Source organism: Companilactobacillus nantensis DSM 16982, from assembly GCF_001435815.1.
Lineage (GTDB): Bacteria > Bacillota > Bacilli > Lactobacillales > Lactobacillaceae > Companilactobacillus > Companilactobacillus nantensis.
In genome coordinates this window covers 1-17,545 of the sequence record NZ_AZFV01000005.1, presented here as the reverse complement: position 1 = coordinate 17,545, position 17,545 = coordinate 1, and the positions used below count along the sequence as shown (strand labels likewise).

At 36.5% G+C, this 17,545-nt stretch carries 21 protein-coding genes and 1 other annotated feature; of the genes, 3 read left to right on the top strand and 18 right to left on the bottom strand.

Going from position 1 to position 17,545, the window contains the following annotated elements; genetic code table 11:
- Positions 1–4: 4 nt before the first annotated feature.
- The 3 genes from priA to gmk all read right to left on the bottom strand — a co-directional run bounded on the left by priA (position 5) and on the right by gmk (position 3,904).
- On the bottom strand, positions 5–2,413 hold the full coding sequence (gene priA / locus FD31_RS03050) for a primosomal protein N' (protein ID WP_057891292.1): 2,409 nt from the start codon (positions 2,411–2,413) through the stop codon (positions 5–7).
- A gap of 618 nt (positions 2,414–3,031) precedes the next feature.
- A complete protein-coding gene (gene rpoZ, locus FD31_RS03045) occupies positions 3,032–3,286 on the bottom strand; it encodes a DNA-directed RNA polymerase subunit omega (RefSeq protein ID WP_057891291.1) in 255 nt (84 codons plus the stop codon).
- Positions 3,287–3,292: 6 nt separating this feature from the next.
- Positions 3,293–3,904: a guanylate kinase gene (gmk, locus tag FD31_RS03040; RefSeq protein ID WP_057891290.1), complete on the bottom strand. Its 612-nt coding sequence runs from the start codon at positions 3,902–3,904 to the stop codon at positions 3,293–3,295.
- Between the two features lie 179 nt (positions 3,905–4,083).
- Between gmk and FD31_RS03035 the strand changes: the two genes are divergently transcribed.
- Positions 4,084–4,404, top strand: coding sequence for a hypothetical protein (locus tag FD31_RS03035; protein WP_057891289.1), 321 nt, complete (start codon positions 4,084–4,086; stop codon positions 4,402–4,404).
- Here FD31_RS03035 and recN read toward each other — a convergent pair.
- The 15 genes from recN to FD31_RS02960 form a co-directional block, all read right to left on the bottom strand.
- Positions 4,396–6,093, bottom strand: coding sequence for a DNA repair protein RecN (recN, locus tag FD31_RS03030; RefSeq protein WP_057891288.1), 1,698 nt, complete (start codon positions 6,091–6,093; stop codon positions 4,396–4,398). The genes FD31_RS03035 and recN overlap by 9 nt on opposite strands.
- Before the next feature lie 8 nt (positions 6,094–6,101).
- The gene (locus tag FD31_RS03025) at positions 6,102–6,926 is read right to left on the bottom strand and encodes a TlyA family RNA methyltransferase (protein WP_057891287.1); all 825 of its coding nucleotides are present in this window, start codon (positions 6,924–6,926) and stop codon (positions 6,102–6,104) included.
- Between the two features lie 10 nt (positions 6,927–6,936).
- The gene (locus tag FD31_RS03020; protein WP_057891286.1) at positions 6,937–7,785 is read right to left on the bottom strand and encodes a polyprenyl synthetase family protein; all 849 of its coding nucleotides are present in this window, start codon (positions 7,783–7,785) and stop codon (positions 6,937–6,939) included.
- A gap of 2 nt (positions 7,786–7,787) precedes the next feature.
- Positions 7,788–8,027, bottom strand: a complete 240-nt coding sequence (locus FD31_RS03015; RefSeq protein WP_186811229.1) for an exodeoxyribonuclease VII small subunit — start codon at positions 8,025–8,027, stop codon at positions 7,788–7,790.
- Complete coding sequence (gene xseA / locus FD31_RS03010; protein WP_057891284.1) at positions 8,017–9,366, bottom strand: exodeoxyribonuclease VII large subunit; 1,350 nt, start codon at positions 9,364–9,366, stop codon at positions 8,017–8,019. The genes FD31_RS03015 and xseA overlap by 11 nt, the downstream gene beginning before the upstream one ends.
- Entirely contained in the window at positions 9,359–10,207 is an 849-nt protein-coding gene (locus tag FD31_RS03005; protein ID WP_057891383.1) for a bifunctional 5,10-methylenetetrahydrofolate dehydrogenase/5,10-methenyltetrahydrofolate cyclohydrolase, read from the bottom strand. The genes xseA and FD31_RS03005 overlap by 8 nt, the downstream gene beginning before the upstream one ends.
- Positions 10,208–10,245: 38 nt before the next feature.
- Positions 10,246–10,650 (bottom strand): transcription antitermination factor NusB, encoded by a 405-nt coding sequence (nusB, locus tag FD31_RS03000; RefSeq protein WP_057891283.1) that lies wholly within the window; start codon positions 10,648–10,650, stop codon positions 10,246–10,248.
- A 5-nt stretch (positions 10,651–10,655) separates the two neighbouring features.
- Positions 10,656–11,075, bottom strand: coding sequence for an Asp23/Gls24 family envelope stress response protein (locus tag FD31_RS02995; RefSeq protein ID WP_057891282.1), 420 nt, complete (start codon positions 11,073–11,075; stop codon positions 10,656–10,658).
- A gap of 23 nt (positions 11,076–11,098) precedes the next feature.
- On the bottom strand, positions 11,099–11,662 hold the full coding sequence (efp, locus tag FD31_RS02990; protein WP_057891281.1) for an elongation factor P: 564 nt from the start codon (positions 11,660–11,662) through the stop codon (positions 11,099–11,101).
- Between the two features lie 139 nt (positions 11,663–11,801).
- Positions 11,802–12,074, bottom strand: a complete 273-nt coding sequence (gene rpmA, locus FD31_RS02985; protein ID WP_057891280.1) for a 50S ribosomal protein L27 — start codon at positions 12,072–12,074, stop codon at positions 11,802–11,804.
- Positions 12,075–12,086: 12 nt separating this feature from the next.
- The gene (locus FD31_RS02980; RefSeq protein ID WP_057891279.1) at positions 12,087–12,431 is read right to left on the bottom strand and encodes a ribosomal-processing cysteine protease Prp; all 345 of its coding nucleotides are present in this window, start codon (positions 12,429–12,431) and stop codon (positions 12,087–12,089) included.
- A gap of 2 nt (positions 12,432–12,433) precedes the next feature.
- Positions 12,434–12,745 carry a 50S ribosomal protein L21 gene (gene rplU / locus FD31_RS02975; protein ID WP_041499598.1) on the bottom strand — a complete coding sequence of 104 codons (312 nt, stop codon included), beginning with the start codon at positions 12,743–12,745 and terminating at the stop codon, positions 12,434–12,436.
- Between the two features lie 9 nt (positions 12,746–12,754).
- Positions 12,755–12,822 (bottom strand) — a sequence feature (ribosomal protein L21 leader region).
- A 44-nt stretch (positions 12,823–12,866) separates the two neighbouring features.
- A complete protein-coding gene (locus FD31_RS02970) occupies positions 12,867–14,432 on the bottom strand; it encodes a hypothetical protein (protein ID WP_057891278.1) in 1,566 nt (521 codons plus the stop codon).
- A 462-nt stretch (positions 14,433–14,894) separates the two neighbouring features.
- On the bottom strand, positions 14,895–15,143 hold the full coding sequence (locus FD31_RS02965) for a hypothetical protein (RefSeq protein ID WP_057891277.1): 249 nt from the start codon (positions 15,141–15,143) through the stop codon (positions 14,895–14,897).
- A 143-nt stretch (positions 15,144–15,286) separates the two neighbouring features.
- A complete protein-coding gene (locus tag FD31_RS02960) occupies positions 15,287–16,687 on the bottom strand; it encodes a carboxylesterase family protein (protein ID WP_057891276.1) in 1,401 nt (466 codons plus the stop codon).
- 188 nt (positions 16,688–16,875) lie between these two features.
- On the opposite strand from FD31_RS02960, the gene FD31_RS02955 reads away from it, so the two are divergent.
- Together FD31_RS02955 and FD31_RS14450 are read left to right on the top strand one after the other, a co-directional pair.
- The gene (locus tag FD31_RS02955) at positions 16,876–17,061 is read left to right on the top strand and encodes a hypothetical protein (protein WP_057891275.1); all 186 of its coding nucleotides are present in this window, start codon (positions 16,876–16,878) and stop codon (positions 17,059–17,061) included.
- A 199-nt stretch (positions 17,062–17,260) separates the two neighbouring features.
- A complete protein-coding gene (locus FD31_RS14450) occupies positions 17,261–17,383 on the top strand; it encodes a hypothetical protein (protein ID WP_268872410.1) in 123 nt (40 codons plus the stop codon).
- The last annotated feature ends 162 nt before the right edge of the window (positions 17,384–17,545 follow it).

Sequence of the window (17,545 nt, the reverse complement as noted above, 5' to 3'; positions counted from 1 at the left end):
CTCACTAATCAATATGTTGTGGTTCGTTATCAATTGCAATCGTAAAGCCGCTCTTAACGTCAGCTTGCGTTTCATTTAAAATTTCTAATAACCTTTGATGCAATTGTGGTTCATGTTTATATTTTACAATAATTTGATAATAATATTTGTTTTGTTTCCGTGAAATCATCGTTGGACTTGGCCCCAACAAGATAGCATCCTTTGACAAAGCCGTTTGGAGCTGTTTTTTCAACCAATAACTTTGCTTCAACGTCTTACCCTCGTCTTGATTAGCAACACTGATCAAGGTCGTAAAGTAATATGGCGTGTAGTTAGATTGGTGTCTAAGATACATCTCTTGTTTGAAGAAAGTCTCATAGTCTTGCTTGGCTGCATCCTTGATGGCATAGTGATCCGGATTAAAAGTCTGGATAATTACATGACCAACCTTTTGCGCCCGACCAGCTCGACCACTTACTTGAGTCAAGAGTTGGAAAGTCCGTTCACTAGCTCGAAAATCAGCCAAACTCAATGTTGTATCAGCATTAATAACGCCAACGAGTGTTACATCGGGAAAATCCAGTCCCTTAGCAATCATCTGTGTACCCAACAAAATATCAGCTTTATGCTGACCAAATTGTTGCAAAATTTTAGCATGAGCACCTTTTCTTCTTGTTGTATCGACATCCATTCGTAAAACTCGTGCTTGTGGAAACAAATCATGTAACTGTTGTTCGATATTTTGAGTCCCAGTACCGTAAAAACCGATTTTTTTACTGTGACAATTAGGACAAATATTAGGAACTGGTTCTTCATGTCCACAGTAGTGGCACTTCATTTTACCAAGGTCTTTATGATATGTCAGCGAAACATCGCAATTTGGACATTTTAAGACGAATCCACACTCACGACACATCATGAATGACGAATAGCCACGCCGATTTAACAAGACAATTGCTTGCTCATGTTTGTCTAACGTTTCTTGTAATCCTGATTTTAAAGCAGGTGAAAAATCACCTTTAACGGCTGAATTTTCAGAATCGCGCATGTCAACAATATGTACATGTGGCAAAGTTTGATTATTAATTCGTTTTTTCATCCAAATCAGCTTGTAAACACCCTTTTCGGCTCGTGCACGTGATTCCAATGATGGCGTGGCACTGCCGAGAACTACTGGACACTTATTTACCTTAGCCCGCCATTGAGCAACATCACGTGCATGGTAGCGAGGATTATCGTCTTGTTTATAACTTGCTTCGTGCTCTTCATCGATAATAATCAAACCAATGTTATCCAAAGGTGCAAAAACAGCACTTCTGGCACCAACAACAACTTTAACATCATGATTTTCGATACGGGTCCATTCATCATAACGTTCACCATTTGATAAACCACTGTGTAATACAGCCACTTGATCACCAAAACGACCAACCACACGGTTAACCATTTGCGGCGTCAATGAAATTTCAGGCACTAACATCAAGGCAGTTTTATCCTGCTGTAAAGCTTTTTCAATTGTTTGTAAGTACACCTCAGTCTTACCACTACCAGTAACACCCTCAATTAAAAATGTCTGTGGTATCTCATTAGTAATTGCATCACTAATCTGATCAACTGCAACTTGCTGTTCATCAGTCAATGCAAGTTTGGTGGTCTTTTCAGGATTGATACCTACTGGTTTACGTAATTTAGTTACTTCGACAACTTTAACTAAATTATTTTTTTCAGCTGTTTTAATAGCTGCTCGTGAAATTCCGTATTCTTTTTCTAAAACATTAAATTCAACTGGTAATTGTTCTAAATTATCAGCTAAAAATTCTAATAATTTAATTTGTGACTTAGCATTAGCCCGTAATTGACTCTTATCCTCGTGCAACTGAATAATATTCAAATCAGTTGTCACTGCCTGACGTTTAACTTGCACAGCTTGATTTTCAACAACATATTGAATATCAACTTGCTTATTTTTACGCAAACGATTAATTAATTTTATCGTCTCATCATCAATTTGATTAGTGATTTCAAACGTTGGTTGTCCGTTCAATAACTGCGATACCTCAGGATTATCTTGCACTAATGGTATGACATACTGCTTATATTTAGCACGCATGACACTTGGCAACATCGTCTGCAAACAAGAAATTTGAAATGAATAAGTCCGATCAGCCAACCAAGACGACAAGTCCAACATTTCCTGCGATAAGACAGGTTTCAAATCAATCACACGACTAATAGGCTTTAACTTGCCTTGAAAGTCACTACTATCTTTGACCTGCATAACAAAACCTTGAATTTTTCGTTTACCACGTCCAAAAGGCACCTCAACCCGCATTCCAGGAACAACTACGTCGGTCAAAGCATCAGGAATCAAATATTCAAATGGTCGGTTCGTTTGCATCGTCGGAACATCGACAATTATTTCTGCTACTGACATATAAAACCACCTATATTGAAATCTTTTGCCGCCTCCGGGTTCGAATACGAAAACCTGCTGTGGGACCGACTTGAGCCAAGGTCTCAAGTCTCGATTTTGAACTTCGCACAAACCGCGAATTTCAAAATACGTCCTGTGCTGTAAGGGCTAAAGCCCTAACACCACTGCCACTGCTGGTTTTCATATTCGAACCCTCCGGCTAATTTAATTTAACTAGAACTATCATATAGGTTTTAAGACAATTAATACAATATCTTAAAACTTTAGTCTATTTAATATATTACGCCTTAATCACTTACGATACTTAATGATAGCTTTAGTCGTTGATTATAAGCTCAAAAAATTCAATCATAAACCAACAAACAAAACAGGAAATAACCTAGTCGCAGGAGCTGAGAAATATTAACTGGCAGTGAAAGTGGCGTTAGGGCTTTAGCCCTTACACCACCGGGCGTGTTTGGAGACTTGCCGAACTTTGGCAAGGCTTCAAACCAAGGTCTGAGACCTTGGCTCAGGCCGGTCCGCACAGCCAGTTAATATTTCTCAGCTCCGGAGACGGCATATTTTAAAATAAAAAAAGCCTTCACCAATCAACAAATCAGTGAAGGAATAATTTTATTAGTTTTCTTCTTTTTTCTCTTCTTCGATCTTTTCGGCTTCTTTTTCAAGAAGAATTGAATTAGGATCGATTTCAATTTTATCATCGGCGATTTCTTCAAAGGCACGGCCAACGGTTCTTGGTGATTCGTAATGGTTCAATAATTCGATATCGCCATTTTCTAGTTGGTGCGCACGTTTAGCAGCAAGAACTGCTAGTGAATAACGAGAATCAACTCGATCTAAAAGTTTATCAATTGATGGATAAATAATCATAAATTATCATTCTCCTATTATTTTTTTGTATTGGTCAATTACACGTGGCACTCTTAAGTGTTCACTTCTAATTATACCTTCAATTTTTTCAACTGCATTAGGTATTTTATCATTAACGACGGCATAGTCATAGCTTGTCATCATTTTGATTTCTTTTTTAGCCTTTTCCATACGTTTGTCGATAGTCTTCTCATCGTCTGTACCACGGTGAGTAATGCGATCGCGCAAACTTGTCAAATCAGGTGGTGTTAGGAAAAGAAATACGCCATCAGGCATCTTTTCACGAACTTGCATAGCACCGTTGACTTCAATCTCTAACAATACATCAATTCCTGCATCTAACTTTTGATTAACATACTTTAATGGTGTGCCATAGTAATGATCGACATACTTAGCATATTCCAGCATGCCGCCGTTTTTAATTTCTTCTTCAAATTCTTCATTTGTTCGGAAATAATAGTCAACTCCATCGACCTCACCAGGACGCATTTGACGTGTTGTCATTGAAACAGAATAATCAAATTTAATTGATGAATTCTTCAACATCGCTTTTCTAACAGTTCCCTTACCTACTCCAGAAGGACCTGATAAAACGATTAACATTCCCCTTTTTGACATAATTAAGTTATCCCTACTATCTATATAATATGATATCTATAATGCAATAAAATCACATGTTTTTCAAGGCTTTGACCGACGTCAAGATAAAGTTTCTTTAAGAAATACAAAATAAAAGTTGCTCTTTCGAACACAGGTTCGTATAATGTAAGTACAAACAAGTGTTCGGGGGTTTAAAAATGCAAGCACAACAATTACACAATCGTTTCACTACAAATCTAATCAACAATACCACTAATTTTATTAATAATAACTTCGACTTTAATCTTAAGGTCGCACCAAAAATTCAAGTTAAACAAATGCCTTTAATGCAACTAGAACTTTTCGCAGAACAAAGTTTTCAAAACAAATATTCTGTCGTTATTACAATGTTAAACGACAAGCAGCTCCAAGGCAAATTTATTTCACAAGTTAACAAAAATAAATACGTTTTCAAGATGAATTCGGCCCTTTTTGAAATCGTTATGTTGAACCAAATTAAATCAATTAATCTAGTCTAAACGCTTTTGTTCACCTGCGGCCAACTCAAGTAATTCTTGAGCATGTTGACGTGTCAAATCAGTTACCTTTGTCCCAGCTAACATCAATGATATAGCATCAATCCTTTGGAGATCGTTAAGTAATGAAACTTTGGTTTCAGTTTTATCCTTAACGGTCTCTTTTTCGATTTCAAATTGACGCTGACTCATTGCAGCAACTTGTGGCAAATGCGTAATACATAGTACTTGTAAAAATTGTGAAACTTTATAAATTTTATCACCAATAGCTTGGGCAACTCGACCACTAACACCGGTATCAATTTCATCGAAGACAATCGTCTCAACATTCATCTTTTCAGCAATGATAGCCTCAAAAGCCAAAATCACACGGGATAACTCACCACCAGAAGCAACTTTAACTAATGGTTTAAAGTCTTCCCCAACGTTAGTTTTCAAATCAAAACGAATTTGATCAATTCCGTTAACAGCCAAACTTTCGTCTTCTAATGAAGCAAACGAAACACCAAATTTAGCATTGGGCATGTAAAGATCCTTTAACTGATGATTAATTGCTTTTTCCAAAGTTGTTGCAGTCTTATGACGTTCTTTAGATAAAGTCTTCCCCAACTCAGTCAATTCAGCTTCAAAAGTAGCTATCTCATGTTCAAGTTTAGCCTCAGTATTGTCATCAATATCGATTTCTGACAATTCCTGATGAGCATGTTTGCCAAATTCAATAACCTCATCCAAAGTTGGACCATACTTTTTCTTCAAACTATCCAATGTAATCAGACGTTTTTGAATATTGTCGAGACGGTTTTCATCAAAATCAAGACTCTCCAGCTGGTCAGAAATCGTCGCCGCATTATCTTGTAACTGATAGTAAGCTCCGTTGACGGAATCGTACAATTCCTTGTAGGACTTATCATAATCCATGATATCTTCTAATTGATCACGAACATTCCCCAGCGCATCAACAACGCCAATATTATTTTCTGACAAGCCACGATAGCTTTCTTGTAAAGCGGAACTGATTTTTTCAAAGTTAGATAGTTGATTCTTCTCATCTTCCAACTTGTCATCTTCACCGGCAACAACTTTGGCACTATCAATTTCCTCAATTTGGAACTTCAACATATCGATTCGTTGAGCCAAATTTTGGGAATTTTTTTGAATTGTTCGTAAACGACTACGCTTTTCTTGATATTCAGTATATAGGTCTTGATATTTGGTTAAATCTGACTGAAATTTATCATCCGCAAATCGATCAAGAATATTAATATGATTATCTTCATCAAGCAATTCTTGTTGTTGATTTTGACCGTGAATTTCGACTAAATATTGACCAACTTGTCGTAAAACATTTGTTTTAACCAATTCGTTATTAATCCGACAAACATTACGTCCTTTACGATTAATTTCTCGTTTAATGATTACTTGGTTGTCTTCGTGAGCGATTCCGTATTCATCCAAAATAGCAAAAAGAGGACTACTTGATTTCACCTCAAATAGTCCCTGCACGTTAAGTCGCTCTTGTCCTGTTCTAATAAAATCAATTGACGATCTGCTACCAACTAACAAGCCTAAAGCATCAATAATGATAGACTTACCAGCACCAGTTTCACCAGTCAAAGCAGTCATCCCGTCATGAAAATCAATCTGCAATTTATTAATAATTGCAAAATTATTGATTATTAATTTTTTTAGCATTATTTCACCTATTTGTTAAGACTTGAGTATGATGCTTCCATTGTCTTTTCAACCGAAACATTCTCTAGAATTTCACCTGGTTGCTCTTGTTCTGGCTTTTGAATGTGCATCAAAAATTCAATGTTACCTTCACCACCCTTAATTGGTGAGAAGTCCAATCCAGAAACGATAAAACCAGCATTTTTAGCAAAATTAGTAATTTTCTCCAAAACCATTTGGTGAACTTTGTGATCACGTACAATCCCATGTTTACCAACATTTTCTGGACCGGCTTCAAACTGTGGCTTGATTAAACAAACGGCATCTGAACCTGGCAAAATGATGTTAAACATTGGAGGCAAAATTAATTCCAAAGAAATAAATGAAACATCAGTCATCGCAAATGATGGCAAGCCTTCATGAAAATCTTCAGGCTTACTATAACGGAAGTTAACTCGTTCCATGACGACAACACGTTCATCTTGACGGAGTTTCCAAGCTAGTTGGTTGTAGCCAACATCTAAGGCATAGACCTTAGGTGCGCCATTTTGCAACGCTACATCAGTAAAACCACCAGTCGATGAACCGATATCTAAACAGATACGACCATTCAAATCGATATCAAATGACTTGAGAGCTTTTTCAAGCTTGTAGCCACCACGACTGACGTACTTACTGTGAGCATTCGCTGCTAAATGAAAGACTGTGTCAGCATCAACTTTTTCGCCCGGTTTATCAAAGCGCAAGTTGTTTTGATTATAGACTTCACCCGCCATAACAGAACGTTTAGCCTGTTCCCGTGATTCAAATAAATTTTGTTCAACTAATAAAACATCAATTCTTTTTTTTGCCAATATGTGTCACCTATTCTTTAAAATAATCCAAAAAACTGACCAATAAGTTTTTATCGAATTCCGTTTCTTTCAAAACTGCATTCAATGCATCTTTGATCAACTCTTGCAATTTTTCTTCCGTTGCTGATTTCCCAATCAAGTTGGGGAAAGTATTCTTGTCAGCATCTTCGCCATCATCAGCATCATTTAAATCATCTTTCAACTGAAAAGCTAAACCAATATCATTAGCATATTGTACCAGATTTTTTGACAATTCGTGTCCAGCACAAAAGGCTCCCGTTGTCACCGCTGCTGTAATTAAATCAGCCGTTTTTTCCTTGTTAAGCGTTGTTAACTCAGTTTCAGATAAGCGTCTGTCTTCCATGGTGATATCAGTCATTTGACCGGCTACCATCCCCATTGGACCAGCATTGTGAGCTAAAATTCTGACAGCAGCCATTCGCTTATCAGTACTGAGATCAGACTTAGCAATCCAATAAAAAGCTTGCGTCAATAACCCATCACCAGCTAAAACAGCCGGACCAACGCCAAACTGTACGTGATTAGCCAATTGTCCACGGCGATAGTCGCTGTCATCCATTTCAGGTAAATCATCATGAATCAATGAATATGTATGAACTAATTCAATCGCCCCAGCAATATCAAAATACTTAGGTAAATCTTCGAATTTAACACCACAAGAATAGGCCGTTGCTAAGAAGAGCATCGGACGAACACGTTTGCCACCAGCATCTAAAGAATAAAGCATCGCATCACGCAAAGTAGTTTGTTTGATTTCGGAATTTAATCTGTCATTTAAAAATTTATTGAAGTCAGGCAAAACACGTTCACAGAATTCTTTAAAATTTTTAATTTCCATAACTATTCCTTACCTTCATCTTGATCATTCTTCAGATTGATCTCTTGACCATCTTTAGTCATGATCTTTGTCACAGTAGCTTCAGCATCACTGAGTGTCTTCTCAAGTTCTTTACTCAAAGTCACACCAGTTTTGAATTTCTCCATAGCTTCTTCCAAAGGCACATTTCCAGATTCAAGGTTGGAAACGATTGCCTCTAAATCAGCTAAATTTTCTTCAAATGTCTTCTTATCAGCCATTATTATCCTCGCTTACTTCTTTGGTTACTAACTTGACATTACCATGTTTAACTTTCAAATCAACTGAACTACCAACTTGATAGTCAGTGACATCCCGCAAAACTTTGCCATTTTTGCCAGTCGGAATTGCATAACCGCGACTCAAAGTCTTCAACGGACTTAACGAATCTAAGGTTGCAACTTGGCTGTTAAAAATATTACGGTTTTTATTAATTACTTTATTAACATTATTGATTAAAATTTGATAATTGCGATTAACTTGGTTGCCATAACTATAAATTTGTTCACGTGGCGATACACGGACTAAACGATTAGCATCTTGAACCAAAGTATTTTTGGAACGTGTCAAAATATTACGCGTACTTTGTTGCAATTTGTCTTGTAGATAATCAACTTTTTGTAAGTAGACCTCATAAATTCGCTCAGGATGCTGTAAAAAGACATTCTGAGACAAACTTCTGACCTTCTCACTGTAATTCCCTATGAGATTGTTTTGTGCACTGTAAAGTCTCGTATGAAGATCTTGCAAGTGTTCCAAAACATCGCTCAAAACAGGTGTTGCCAATTCCGCAGCAGCTGTCGGTGTAGCAGCTCTTAAATCAGCTACTAAATCAGCAATTGTTGTATCCGTTTCATGACCGACTGAACTAATAACCGGAATTTGACTCTCAACAATTGCCTGAGCCACAATTTCCTCATTGAAAGGCCAGAGATCTTCAATGGAACCACCACCACGGCCGATAATAATCGTATCGAAATTACCAGCTTCATTGATTCGCTTAATTTGGCGAACAATGGTTGCGGCAGCTTCATCACCCTGAACTTGAGCTGGGTACAAAACTAATTGTACGATTGGGAACCGTCTAGCAACAGTCGTCATAATATCATGAATAACTGCCCCTGACTGACTAGTTACAACCGCAATCCGTTTAGGGAACTGCGGAATTGATTTTTTAGGTAAATCGAACACGCCTTGTTGCGCTAATTTCTTTTTTAACTGTTCAAAGGCCAAATAAAGCGCCCCTAGTCCAGCTGGTTCCATTGAATCAATATAAATTTGGTATGAGCCACTTGGTTCATAGAGTGAAATTCGTCCCTGAACGAGAACTTGCATCCCCTCTTCAGGTTGAAATTTAATTTTTTCAAAGTTACCACGAAACATGATGGCCGAAATCTTGGCTTTATCATCTTTTAATGAGAAATATTGATGAGCATGTGGGCGCAACCGAAAGTTAGAAATCTCCCCCATTAAATAGACGTGGCCCAAATAAGGGTCCACGTCAAATTTTCTCTTCAAATATTGGCTCAAAGCGGTAACTGTTAAATATTGCTCATTATCCATTTGCCCTGCCTTCGGCTAATTCAATCACTTGATCCACTAAAGCAGTGATTGTCATTGGACCAACACCACCAGGAACTGGCGTCATCATGGCAGCTTTATCCTTCACATCCTCAAAATCAACGTCACCACAAAGCTTACCGTTTTCATCACGGTCCATACCGACATCAATCACGATAGCTTGATCTTTAACATAATCTTGAGTAATGAATTTAGCTTTTCCAATGGCTACAACGAGCACATCAGCCTTACTTGTAATTTCTTTTAAGTTCTTAGTATGCGAATGAGTAATCGTAACAGTGGCATTACGATCTAACATCAAAGCAGCAGTTGGTTTTCCAACAATATTACTGCGACCGACAATCACAACGTTTTTACCATCAAGGTCAACATTGTAGTGATCTAACATCATCAAAATACCTGAAGCAGTCGCTGGTTTAGTTAGTGGTGTTCCAATCCAGAGATTACCGACACTAATTGGTGTAAATCCATCAACATCTTTGTGTGGATCGATTGCTTCAATAACTTTGTCTTCATCAATATGATCTGGAACTGGCAATTGGACGATAAATCCGTCAACCGCTTGATCATTATTCAATTCGTCAATTTTACTTAAGAGTTCTGCTTCCGAAACAGTCTTTTCAAAATGAATCAATTGGAAATTAATACCTAGCTTTTCAGCACGGCGTTTCTTATTCCGAACATAGACAGCACTAGCACTATTGTCACCAACTAAGATAACAGCTAGTCCTGGAGTTACGCCCTTTTTCTTCAATTCTGCGACACGTTGTGTCATTGTTTCATCTAAAGCTGCTGCTACTTTTTTGCCCTCTAATAATTTCATACTAATCACCATAAAAAGGCTGGTAAATTTACCAGCCTTTACCCTTCTACAAAATTAGATAAAATACCATTAACGAAGGACTTTGAGTCCTTGTCGCCAAAGTCCCCTGCCATTTCGATAGCTTCATCGATAGCAACTTTCTTTGGCACTTCTAAACTGTTTTCCATTTCAAATAAACCAACGCGCAAAATTGCACGGTCAATTCGAGACAATCGTTGGACTGTCCATTTGTTCTTTAGATGAGCAGCAATTTTTTCATCAAGTTCAGCTTGATGTTCAATTGTTCCTGCAACTAAAAATGTTAAATAATCCGGAACAGATTCATCAGTTAAATCGCATAATTGCATGGTAGATGCGATAGCAACCTCTGGGGTGTCCTGGGTCGTTTCAATGGAAAATAGTGATTGAACTGCGAGTTCTCTGATCTTATGTCTACTTATCACTAGTTTTATTCCTTTTTATCCGTTGTTACACGTTCTATTTCGCCAGACTCTTTCTTGGCGATCAAGCCTACAACATGCACATTAATTTCACTTAAATCTAAATCGGTCATGAATTCAAGCTGTTCAATGGCTGATTTTTGGATCTCCAAGGATACCTTAGGGATCGATACGCCATATTCTAAATATACGTAAACATTGGCGGATATTTTATCATCAGCAAATGAGACATCAACACCCTTACCATGATTGATACGTCCAAAGAGTGAATCTATTGCACTTGAAATAGTTCCACGCATCTCATAAACGCCCTCAACTTGGTTGGTAGCAATTCCCAAGAGGATCTCAATAACTTGATGTGATATTTCAACATTACCGTTTATTTTTCCACTATCTTGTTGTAGAGAAACATATTTTTGTTCAGCCATAAACTTATCTCCATAATCAGTTATTAATTAGCACGTGAAATGTAAGTACCATCTTGTGTATTAACAGTTAACATGTCGCCTTCGTTAACGAAGAATGGAACTTGCACAACTAAGCCTGTTTCCATGGTAGCTGGTTTTGAACCACCTGATTGTGTATCACCCTTGATTGAAGCTTCAGTAGCAACAACTTTAAGATCAACAGTATTAGGTACATCAACACCAAGTGTTTCACCATTATACATCATAATTCCGACTTCCATGTTTTCCTTCAAGTACTTCAATTGTTCTTGAATTTGTTCTGCAGGAATAGTTAATTGTTCGTAAGTTGTTGTATCCATAAACACGTGGTTTGTACCATCAGCATATAGATATTGCATCTTCTTGTTTTCAATTGTAGCTTTTTCAACTTTAGCAGTTGATCTAAATGTCATTTCTTGAACAGCACCAGTTCTCAAGTTCTTTAACTTTGAACGAACAAAGGCACTACCTTTACCTGGCTTAACGTGTTGGAATTCGATAACACGCCAAATACTATCCTTTACCTCAATTGTTAAACCATTTTTAAAATCATTTACTGAAATAGCCATTTTATTCTCCCTTGATTCATACAGATTTTTCCGATAAAACACTATACATTATCTTACCAATATTTACGTGTTAATGGCAATAACTCAAGCTTATTATATAAAAAAAAGAGGAACATTGTCCTCTTTTTCCGTCAATATATTAATATACTGAAACTTTTCTCTTGTCTCTGCCAAGTCTTTCGAACTTAACAACGCCGTCTTTAAGTGCGAACAATGTATCGTCGCCACCACGACCAACGTTTGTACCAGGGTGAATCTTAGTACCACGTTGTCTATAAATAATTGCACCAGCTGTGATAGCTTGGCCATCAGCACGCTTAGCACCTAATCTACGACCTGCAGAGTTACGGCCGTTACTTGTTGATCCACCACCCTTATGGTGAGAGAAAAATTGTAAATTCATCTTAAGCATGAAGTTTACCTCCTAATCAAGATCTATCTTATTTTTTTGTACTTGAACTTCAATGTTTTTGGTATAACTGCCTTCAATATCCTTAAGGATCCAAAACAGGTTATCCAATAGCAAGGCAGTATCGTGTGATATCGCTTTGTCAAATTGGCATCCGAGATGCCCACCGTTTACTTCGTCCATGACTACTTGAGGCGTTGCCCCAGTGAGTTTTTCCAGATTATTGATTGTTCCAATTGTTACCGCTGAAACAGCAGCACAAACTAAATCTTGACCATAGGGTCCCGAATCAGCATGTCCTTTAATTAAAAAGGAATCAATTTTCTGATCTGAATTCTGGTGAAAACTAGCTTTAATCATGATTAAGCCTTGATACTATCGATAAGTACCTTTGTATATGGTTGACGGTGACCAGTCTTCTTGTGTGAATGCTTCTTAGGTTTGTACTTGTAAGTAACAACTTTCTTTTCCTTACCTTGTTTTTCAACCTTACCAGAAACACTAGCGCCTTCAACTACAGGGCTACCAATCTTAATATCGTCTCCGTCAGAAACTAGGATTACATCATCAAATGTAACTGCGTCCCCTTCTTTGACATCAAGCTTTTCAACATAAATTGAAGCATTTTCTTCAACTTTATATTGCTTACCACCAGTTTTAATAATTGCGTACATAAGCGTACACTCCCTTCTAAGACTCGCCAATCAGGTGCACTAAGCTTAAACCCGATTTTGAGCGGTTGTAGATGCAATAGTGATTGCAACTTATAAAATATAGCAAATTTCACTTGCTTTTTCAACTATTCTCAGGAACTTTTTTCATTTTCCATCGAAGATTCAGTAGTGAAAGATAACTCAATAAAATAAATCCTAACAAATTCAATAATAAGCACACAATACCGATCCAGTCGTAGCGCGTATGGATTTCAATAATATTTTTACCAGGCTGTGTCTGCAAACTAATCGTTTTGCGCCGGGACTCTTTAATAGCAACTTGTTCATTATTCAATTGAATACTGTACCCCGAATAGTTTTGAACTGGTAAGTCCAAATTTACTGAAACTGGATTGTAGTATTGAATCCAATAGTCATTGCTCTTGGTATAAAACGAAACATCCTTTTTACGATTATCAGCCAAAAATTGATTTTGTCCGTTACTAGCTTCATCGTGATAATTAGTCACAAATCTTTGATAATTGATTTTCTCACTTGCAGTAAAAGTCTGTCTAGTGTGAATTTGATCAGCTTGATGATACACAATCCAACCTGAGCCAGCAATTGTAACCGTTAATAGCAACAATTTAAAGATGCTGGGAAATTCTTGAAAAATCAAAATAATAATTCGACTGACCACAATGATTAAAAACAGGTCAAGAATGCTTTGTAAAGCCAACACTAGTCGACTTACATCAATGCCCATGACTTGCCACTTAATTAACAAAGCTGCCGTCAACGGAATTATTTCGATAATGAGAACCTTGTAGCTGAAGCGACTCTTCAAAAAAATCAATAAAACTAATAATGCTAGTAAAATACCAATTCCCATCAACATGTACATTTGAGCCATCGAAAAATGTAATTGTTGGAACCATTCGATATAATCGAAATTTTTGATAGGAGCTTGAACAATTTTTTTTGACCACTGTTGATTAATTAATGGGCCAATAAACCCAATTGTTCCCAAAGTAACCATTCCAAAAACGATCAGAGAATTCAGTCCCAATGTTCCCCAGTAACGCCAATGGTGAGTTCTTTTAGTGAATACCATCAATAAATATATCGGAATCAACGTTAAAGCTACCCCAAGTGCCACATATGGAGCCGTCCAAATCACTAAAGCAAAACCCCAGACTAACGTTTTCCAAGACTTATTTTTGAAAAATAAATAGGCTCCATAATAAACCATTGGTAAAAAAATTAATACTAAATAGTTTTCTAAACGCTGGTCGTGAAAAATCAAATTGAAACGGTTAAAGGAACATGTGTAAATCACAGAGAACAATAACGCTTCAAAAGTATCGTGTGAAAATTTATTCATATAGAAATAAGCACTAATAAATGTCAAAAGAGTAATTCCGGTCAAATAAACACCAAAACCCCAGAAAGTATTAAGACTAACCAAGATCCACCCTGGCAATAACGTTAACCAAGGACTAAAAAGATTGATCTGACTTCCTGAATGATTCCAATAATCAAAATTGATAGGTGAAGTAAAAACATTACCTAAACTTTTCAGATGAGCAATGTTAAAAATCATTGTCTGACTAAAATTAGCTTGGCAATAAAAAATAGCTGTATAAAAAATACTAAATGCTAAAAAGATAAATCCTAAGATAATTCTTTTCCATGAACGATTCGACATGGGGTAACTCCTTTTTGAAATTAATTACTGAAGGTTGACTTCCGCGTCCGGTATTAAGAAATCAATTATTTCTAGTGTGGTTAGAATTCAAAGAGTTCAAATATATTACCGGTTATTGATTCAAATGACTTTTATACGCTTAGGGTAAATTCATAATGCATTAATATATTTAAGCAACCTATAAAAATCAAATCCTCAAAAAACTAGTCGGAAGAGCCGATAAATAGTCACTAGCAGTGAAAGTGCTGTTATGGCTTTAGCCATTACAGCACCGGGCGAGTTTTGAAATTCGCGTACCTTGCGAAGTTCAAAATCGAGGCCTGAGACCTTGGCTCAGGCCGGTCCGCACAGCTAGTGACTATTTATCGGCTCTGGAGACGGCACCCTACAAATCTCATTATACTAAAAAAGGATTGTGTATACTGGCTCTCACACAATCCTCTGATAATATTCAAATTTTTACTACGCTAAGGTAGTCATGACCAATCGTCCCAAAATTAGAAAGAAGAAAACTGCTGCAACAACAAGTTTGCCGCGTTTCAAATTCCACTTCTTGAAGACTCTTGTGATTAGTATCAGCGCGATAACTAAACCAACACCAATTAAAATCCCCATTAAATTACTAATAATTGCTCGTTGCGTTAAATATGCAACAACTACATCCATCAGAATGAAAGCAACTGTAATAATAAACGAAAACTTCCTTTTCAAATCTCCACCTCTAAAATCCCAAGCATTATAAATAATGCTTAAACTTTAAGCACTTCGAGGCTATTGTAAATTTAAATTATTTTCTTTGCAAGATTTATTTTTATTCGAATGCCAAAAATACTAATACATCAGCATATATTTTTTTATATTTTATAAGATTGCCATGGTAAATCAGCAGAATAACGTTGATCAATTACGGAAACACTCTTCAAATCATCAGGATCAACTTCCATAACCAGTCGATCATCATCAAATAGTGGCCACTCATACTTAATTTCTTCCTCATAAGGCTTGCCACTAACGATAAATTCCAATAATAAATTCAACAAGTATTGTCGATTCTTTCGATAATCAATGTTCAACTCTGCTAAAGGTGCATTTAAGTAACGGATAATACCACCGTGTTGACCTTCAAAAACTTTAGCTGAATTGCAATATACTTCAGCATCATCGACCTCAGCTAATAATCCAGCTAATCTTCTGGCTGGCAATCGATACATCGCTGTACCTAACATTTTGACAAAATCATTTTTTGAATATGTTTTTGTTAACAAAGCTTGTTTAAATACTTCCCCATTTTTCCCAAATAGATCGGGTAAGACATCATTTTCAAGGTGATCAATGCTCATGGATTTATAATTTTCCAATTCATTGCTTCCCGCGGAAATAATGGACTTAAAGTGAGTCCGTTTCAAACGTTGAACCAATTTCTCAGTCCAATTATTAGAAATCAAATCGTCATCAATGACCGGGCCAAACCAATTTGTTGCCGTGTGATTATTCAAAGCACGTTGTTGAACTAGCTGTAAGCCATCATCGGTCAAATTGAACAGATCTTTAGTTGATTTAATGTGATTATCCTGACAAATCATTTCAGAAACACGTTTGGCTGTTTCCAAATCGCGGATTGTTTGAACTCCACCAGAGAAAAGCATGATTTTTTGAATTCGATCAAGAATGTGTGAGTTAGATGACATTAATGCACCAATTGACTTAGCACCGGCTGACAGACCCGCTAGCGTAATATTGTCAACATCCCCACCAAAACTATTGGCATTGTCAATTACCCACTGAATCGCCATTAATTGGTCAGATAAGCCAACATTAGTATCGCCACCGTCAACTACACCCCAACCAAATAATCCTAAGCGATAGTTAGGAACGACATGCACAACTGATTGATGATCAAGCCAAGACATTTGTTTACTGTAATTACCGCCTTGGACAAACCCACCACCATAAAACTCAATAACAATGGGAAATTTTCCATCTACATCAGGGGTACAAATATCGAGATTTAAACAATTCTCACCAAAAGAAATTTTATTATTTTGTTTCAACGCTTCATTTTGCATTGGTTGAACACCATTATGAACCGCATAATGCATTTTATTAACTTCGTTAGTTCCAAATTTTGCCATTGAAAATTCTTCTGCTCGCTTAAATCGACGACCATATCCAAATGGAACGCCTAAAAAGTCCACGTGATTATGATCCATCACGCCGTGATAAGTACCTGTGGTAGTTTTCATTATCTTCTTCATTTAAAAATAAACCCCCAATGAACAAAATATCAATTTAGTTAACATTCTAAACTAATAATATTAATGTACAAGAATTTCATGTAACCATTTTTACAACAAACTTATATGAAATTATTCATAGTTTTCCTTGTCTACTAAAATAACATTGTATATAATTTCAAAGATATGTTTTTAAGGGAGAGAAATATATGGTCTTAACAGATGCACAAAAACGCGCCAACGAAAAATGGCACAAGAATCACCGCGAACGGGCAAATTACATAGCAATGCGCTCTTCAGCAAGAAGTTTTATTCGTAAAAAGTCGACATTGGATGATCTTGAGGAACTACAAAACATCATCGAAAATCGTCGCAAAGAACTAGTAGAACCCTAAATAGTCATTTTTAAAATATGTATACCTTTACATTTGAAAAATAAACTTTTTTTTACTGAAAACATACGTTTTTTTATGTCAAATGTAATATTTCTGATATAATTAAGTCATAGATAAAGGCAATGAAACCTTATCCAATAAGCGTTTTGTCCAAATTCTGACGACAAAAAAAGCTGCTGTTATTTCGGAGATGAAGATTATGAAATTACTAGAATTAATCAAATCACTATTAAATGCCGAAAGAACTAAAACTTCAACACAAGATAGAGAAGTTTTGGCCGAATTAGAGGGCGAAAACAAGGCCTCTTTCTTCAGTAAATAATGTCATTCAGTAAAATATTATTAGGGATGGTTCACTTTTTATAAAGTGAGCCTTTTATTTTGCCATAAATTAAGATATTTTTTAATAATTATCAATTTTTACATTGACAGCAACTGATATCTTTAACTATAATAATACAAGTGATGTCACAGTGGCTCAGTT

Excerpts from the sequence above, each read along its gene's own strand:
- priA (WP_057891292.1), bottom strand. The coding sequence starts at position 2,413 with ATGTCAGTAGCAGAAATAATTGTCGATGTTCCGACGATGCAAACGAAC.
- rpoZ (WP_057891291.1), bottom strand. The coding sequence starts at position 3,286 with ATGATTATTTATCCATCAATTGATAAACTTTTAGATCGAGTTGATTCT.
- gmk (WP_057891290.1), bottom strand. The coding sequence starts at position 3,904 with ATGTCAAAAAGGGGAATGTTAATCGTTTTATCAGGTCCTTCTGGAGTA.
- FD31_RS03035 (WP_057891289.1), top strand. The coding sequence starts at position 4,084 with ATGCAAGCACAACAATTACACAATCGTTTCACTACAAATCTAATCAAC.
- recN (WP_057891288.1), bottom strand. The coding sequence starts at position 6,093 with ATGCTAAAAAAATTAATAATCAATAATTTTGCAATTATTAATAAATTG.
- FD31_RS03020 (WP_057891286.1), bottom strand. The coding sequence starts at position 7,785 with ATGGAAATTAAAAATTTTAAAGAATTCTGTGAACGTGTTTTGCCTGAC.
- xseA (WP_057891284.1), bottom strand. The coding sequence starts at position 9,366 with ATGGATAATGAGCAATATTTAACAGTTACCGCTTTGAGCCAATATTTG.
- FD31_RS03005 (WP_057891383.1), bottom strand. The coding sequence starts at position 10,207 with ATGAAATTATTAGAGGGCAAAAAAGTAGCAGCAGCTTTAGATGAAACA.
- FD31_RS02995 (WP_057891282.1), bottom strand. The coding sequence starts at position 11,075 with ATGGCTGAACAAAAATATGTTTCTCTACAACAAGATAGTGGAAAAATA.
- efp (WP_057891281.1), bottom strand. The coding sequence starts at position 11,662 with ATGGCTATTTCAGTAAATGATTTTAAAAATGGTTTAACAATTGAGGTA.
- rpmA (WP_057891280.1), bottom strand. The coding sequence starts at position 12,074 with ATGCTTAAGATGAATTTACAATTTTTCTCTCACCATAAGGGTGGTGGA.
- FD31_RS02980 (WP_057891279.1), bottom strand. The coding sequence starts at position 12,431 with ATGATTAAAGCTAGTTTTCACCAGAATTCAGATCAGAAAATTGATTCC.
- rplU (WP_041499598.1), bottom strand. The coding sequence starts at position 12,745 with ATGTACGCAATTATTAAAACTGGTGGTAAGCAATATAAAGTTGAAGAA.
- FD31_RS02970 (WP_057891278.1), bottom strand. The coding sequence starts at position 14,432 with ATGTCGAATCGTTCATGGAAAAGAATTATCTTAGGATTTATCTTTTTA.
- FD31_RS02960 (WP_057891276.1), bottom strand. The coding sequence starts at position 16,687 with ATGAAGAAGATAATGAAAACTACCACAGGTACTTATCACGGCGTGATG.
- FD31_RS02955 (WP_057891275.1), top strand. The coding sequence starts at position 16,876 with ATGGTCTTAACAGATGCACAAAAACGCGCCAACGAAAAATGGCACAAG.
- FD31_RS14450 (WP_268872410.1), top strand. The coding sequence starts at position 17,261 with ATGAAATTACTAGAATTAATCAAATCACTATTAAATGCCGAAAGAACT.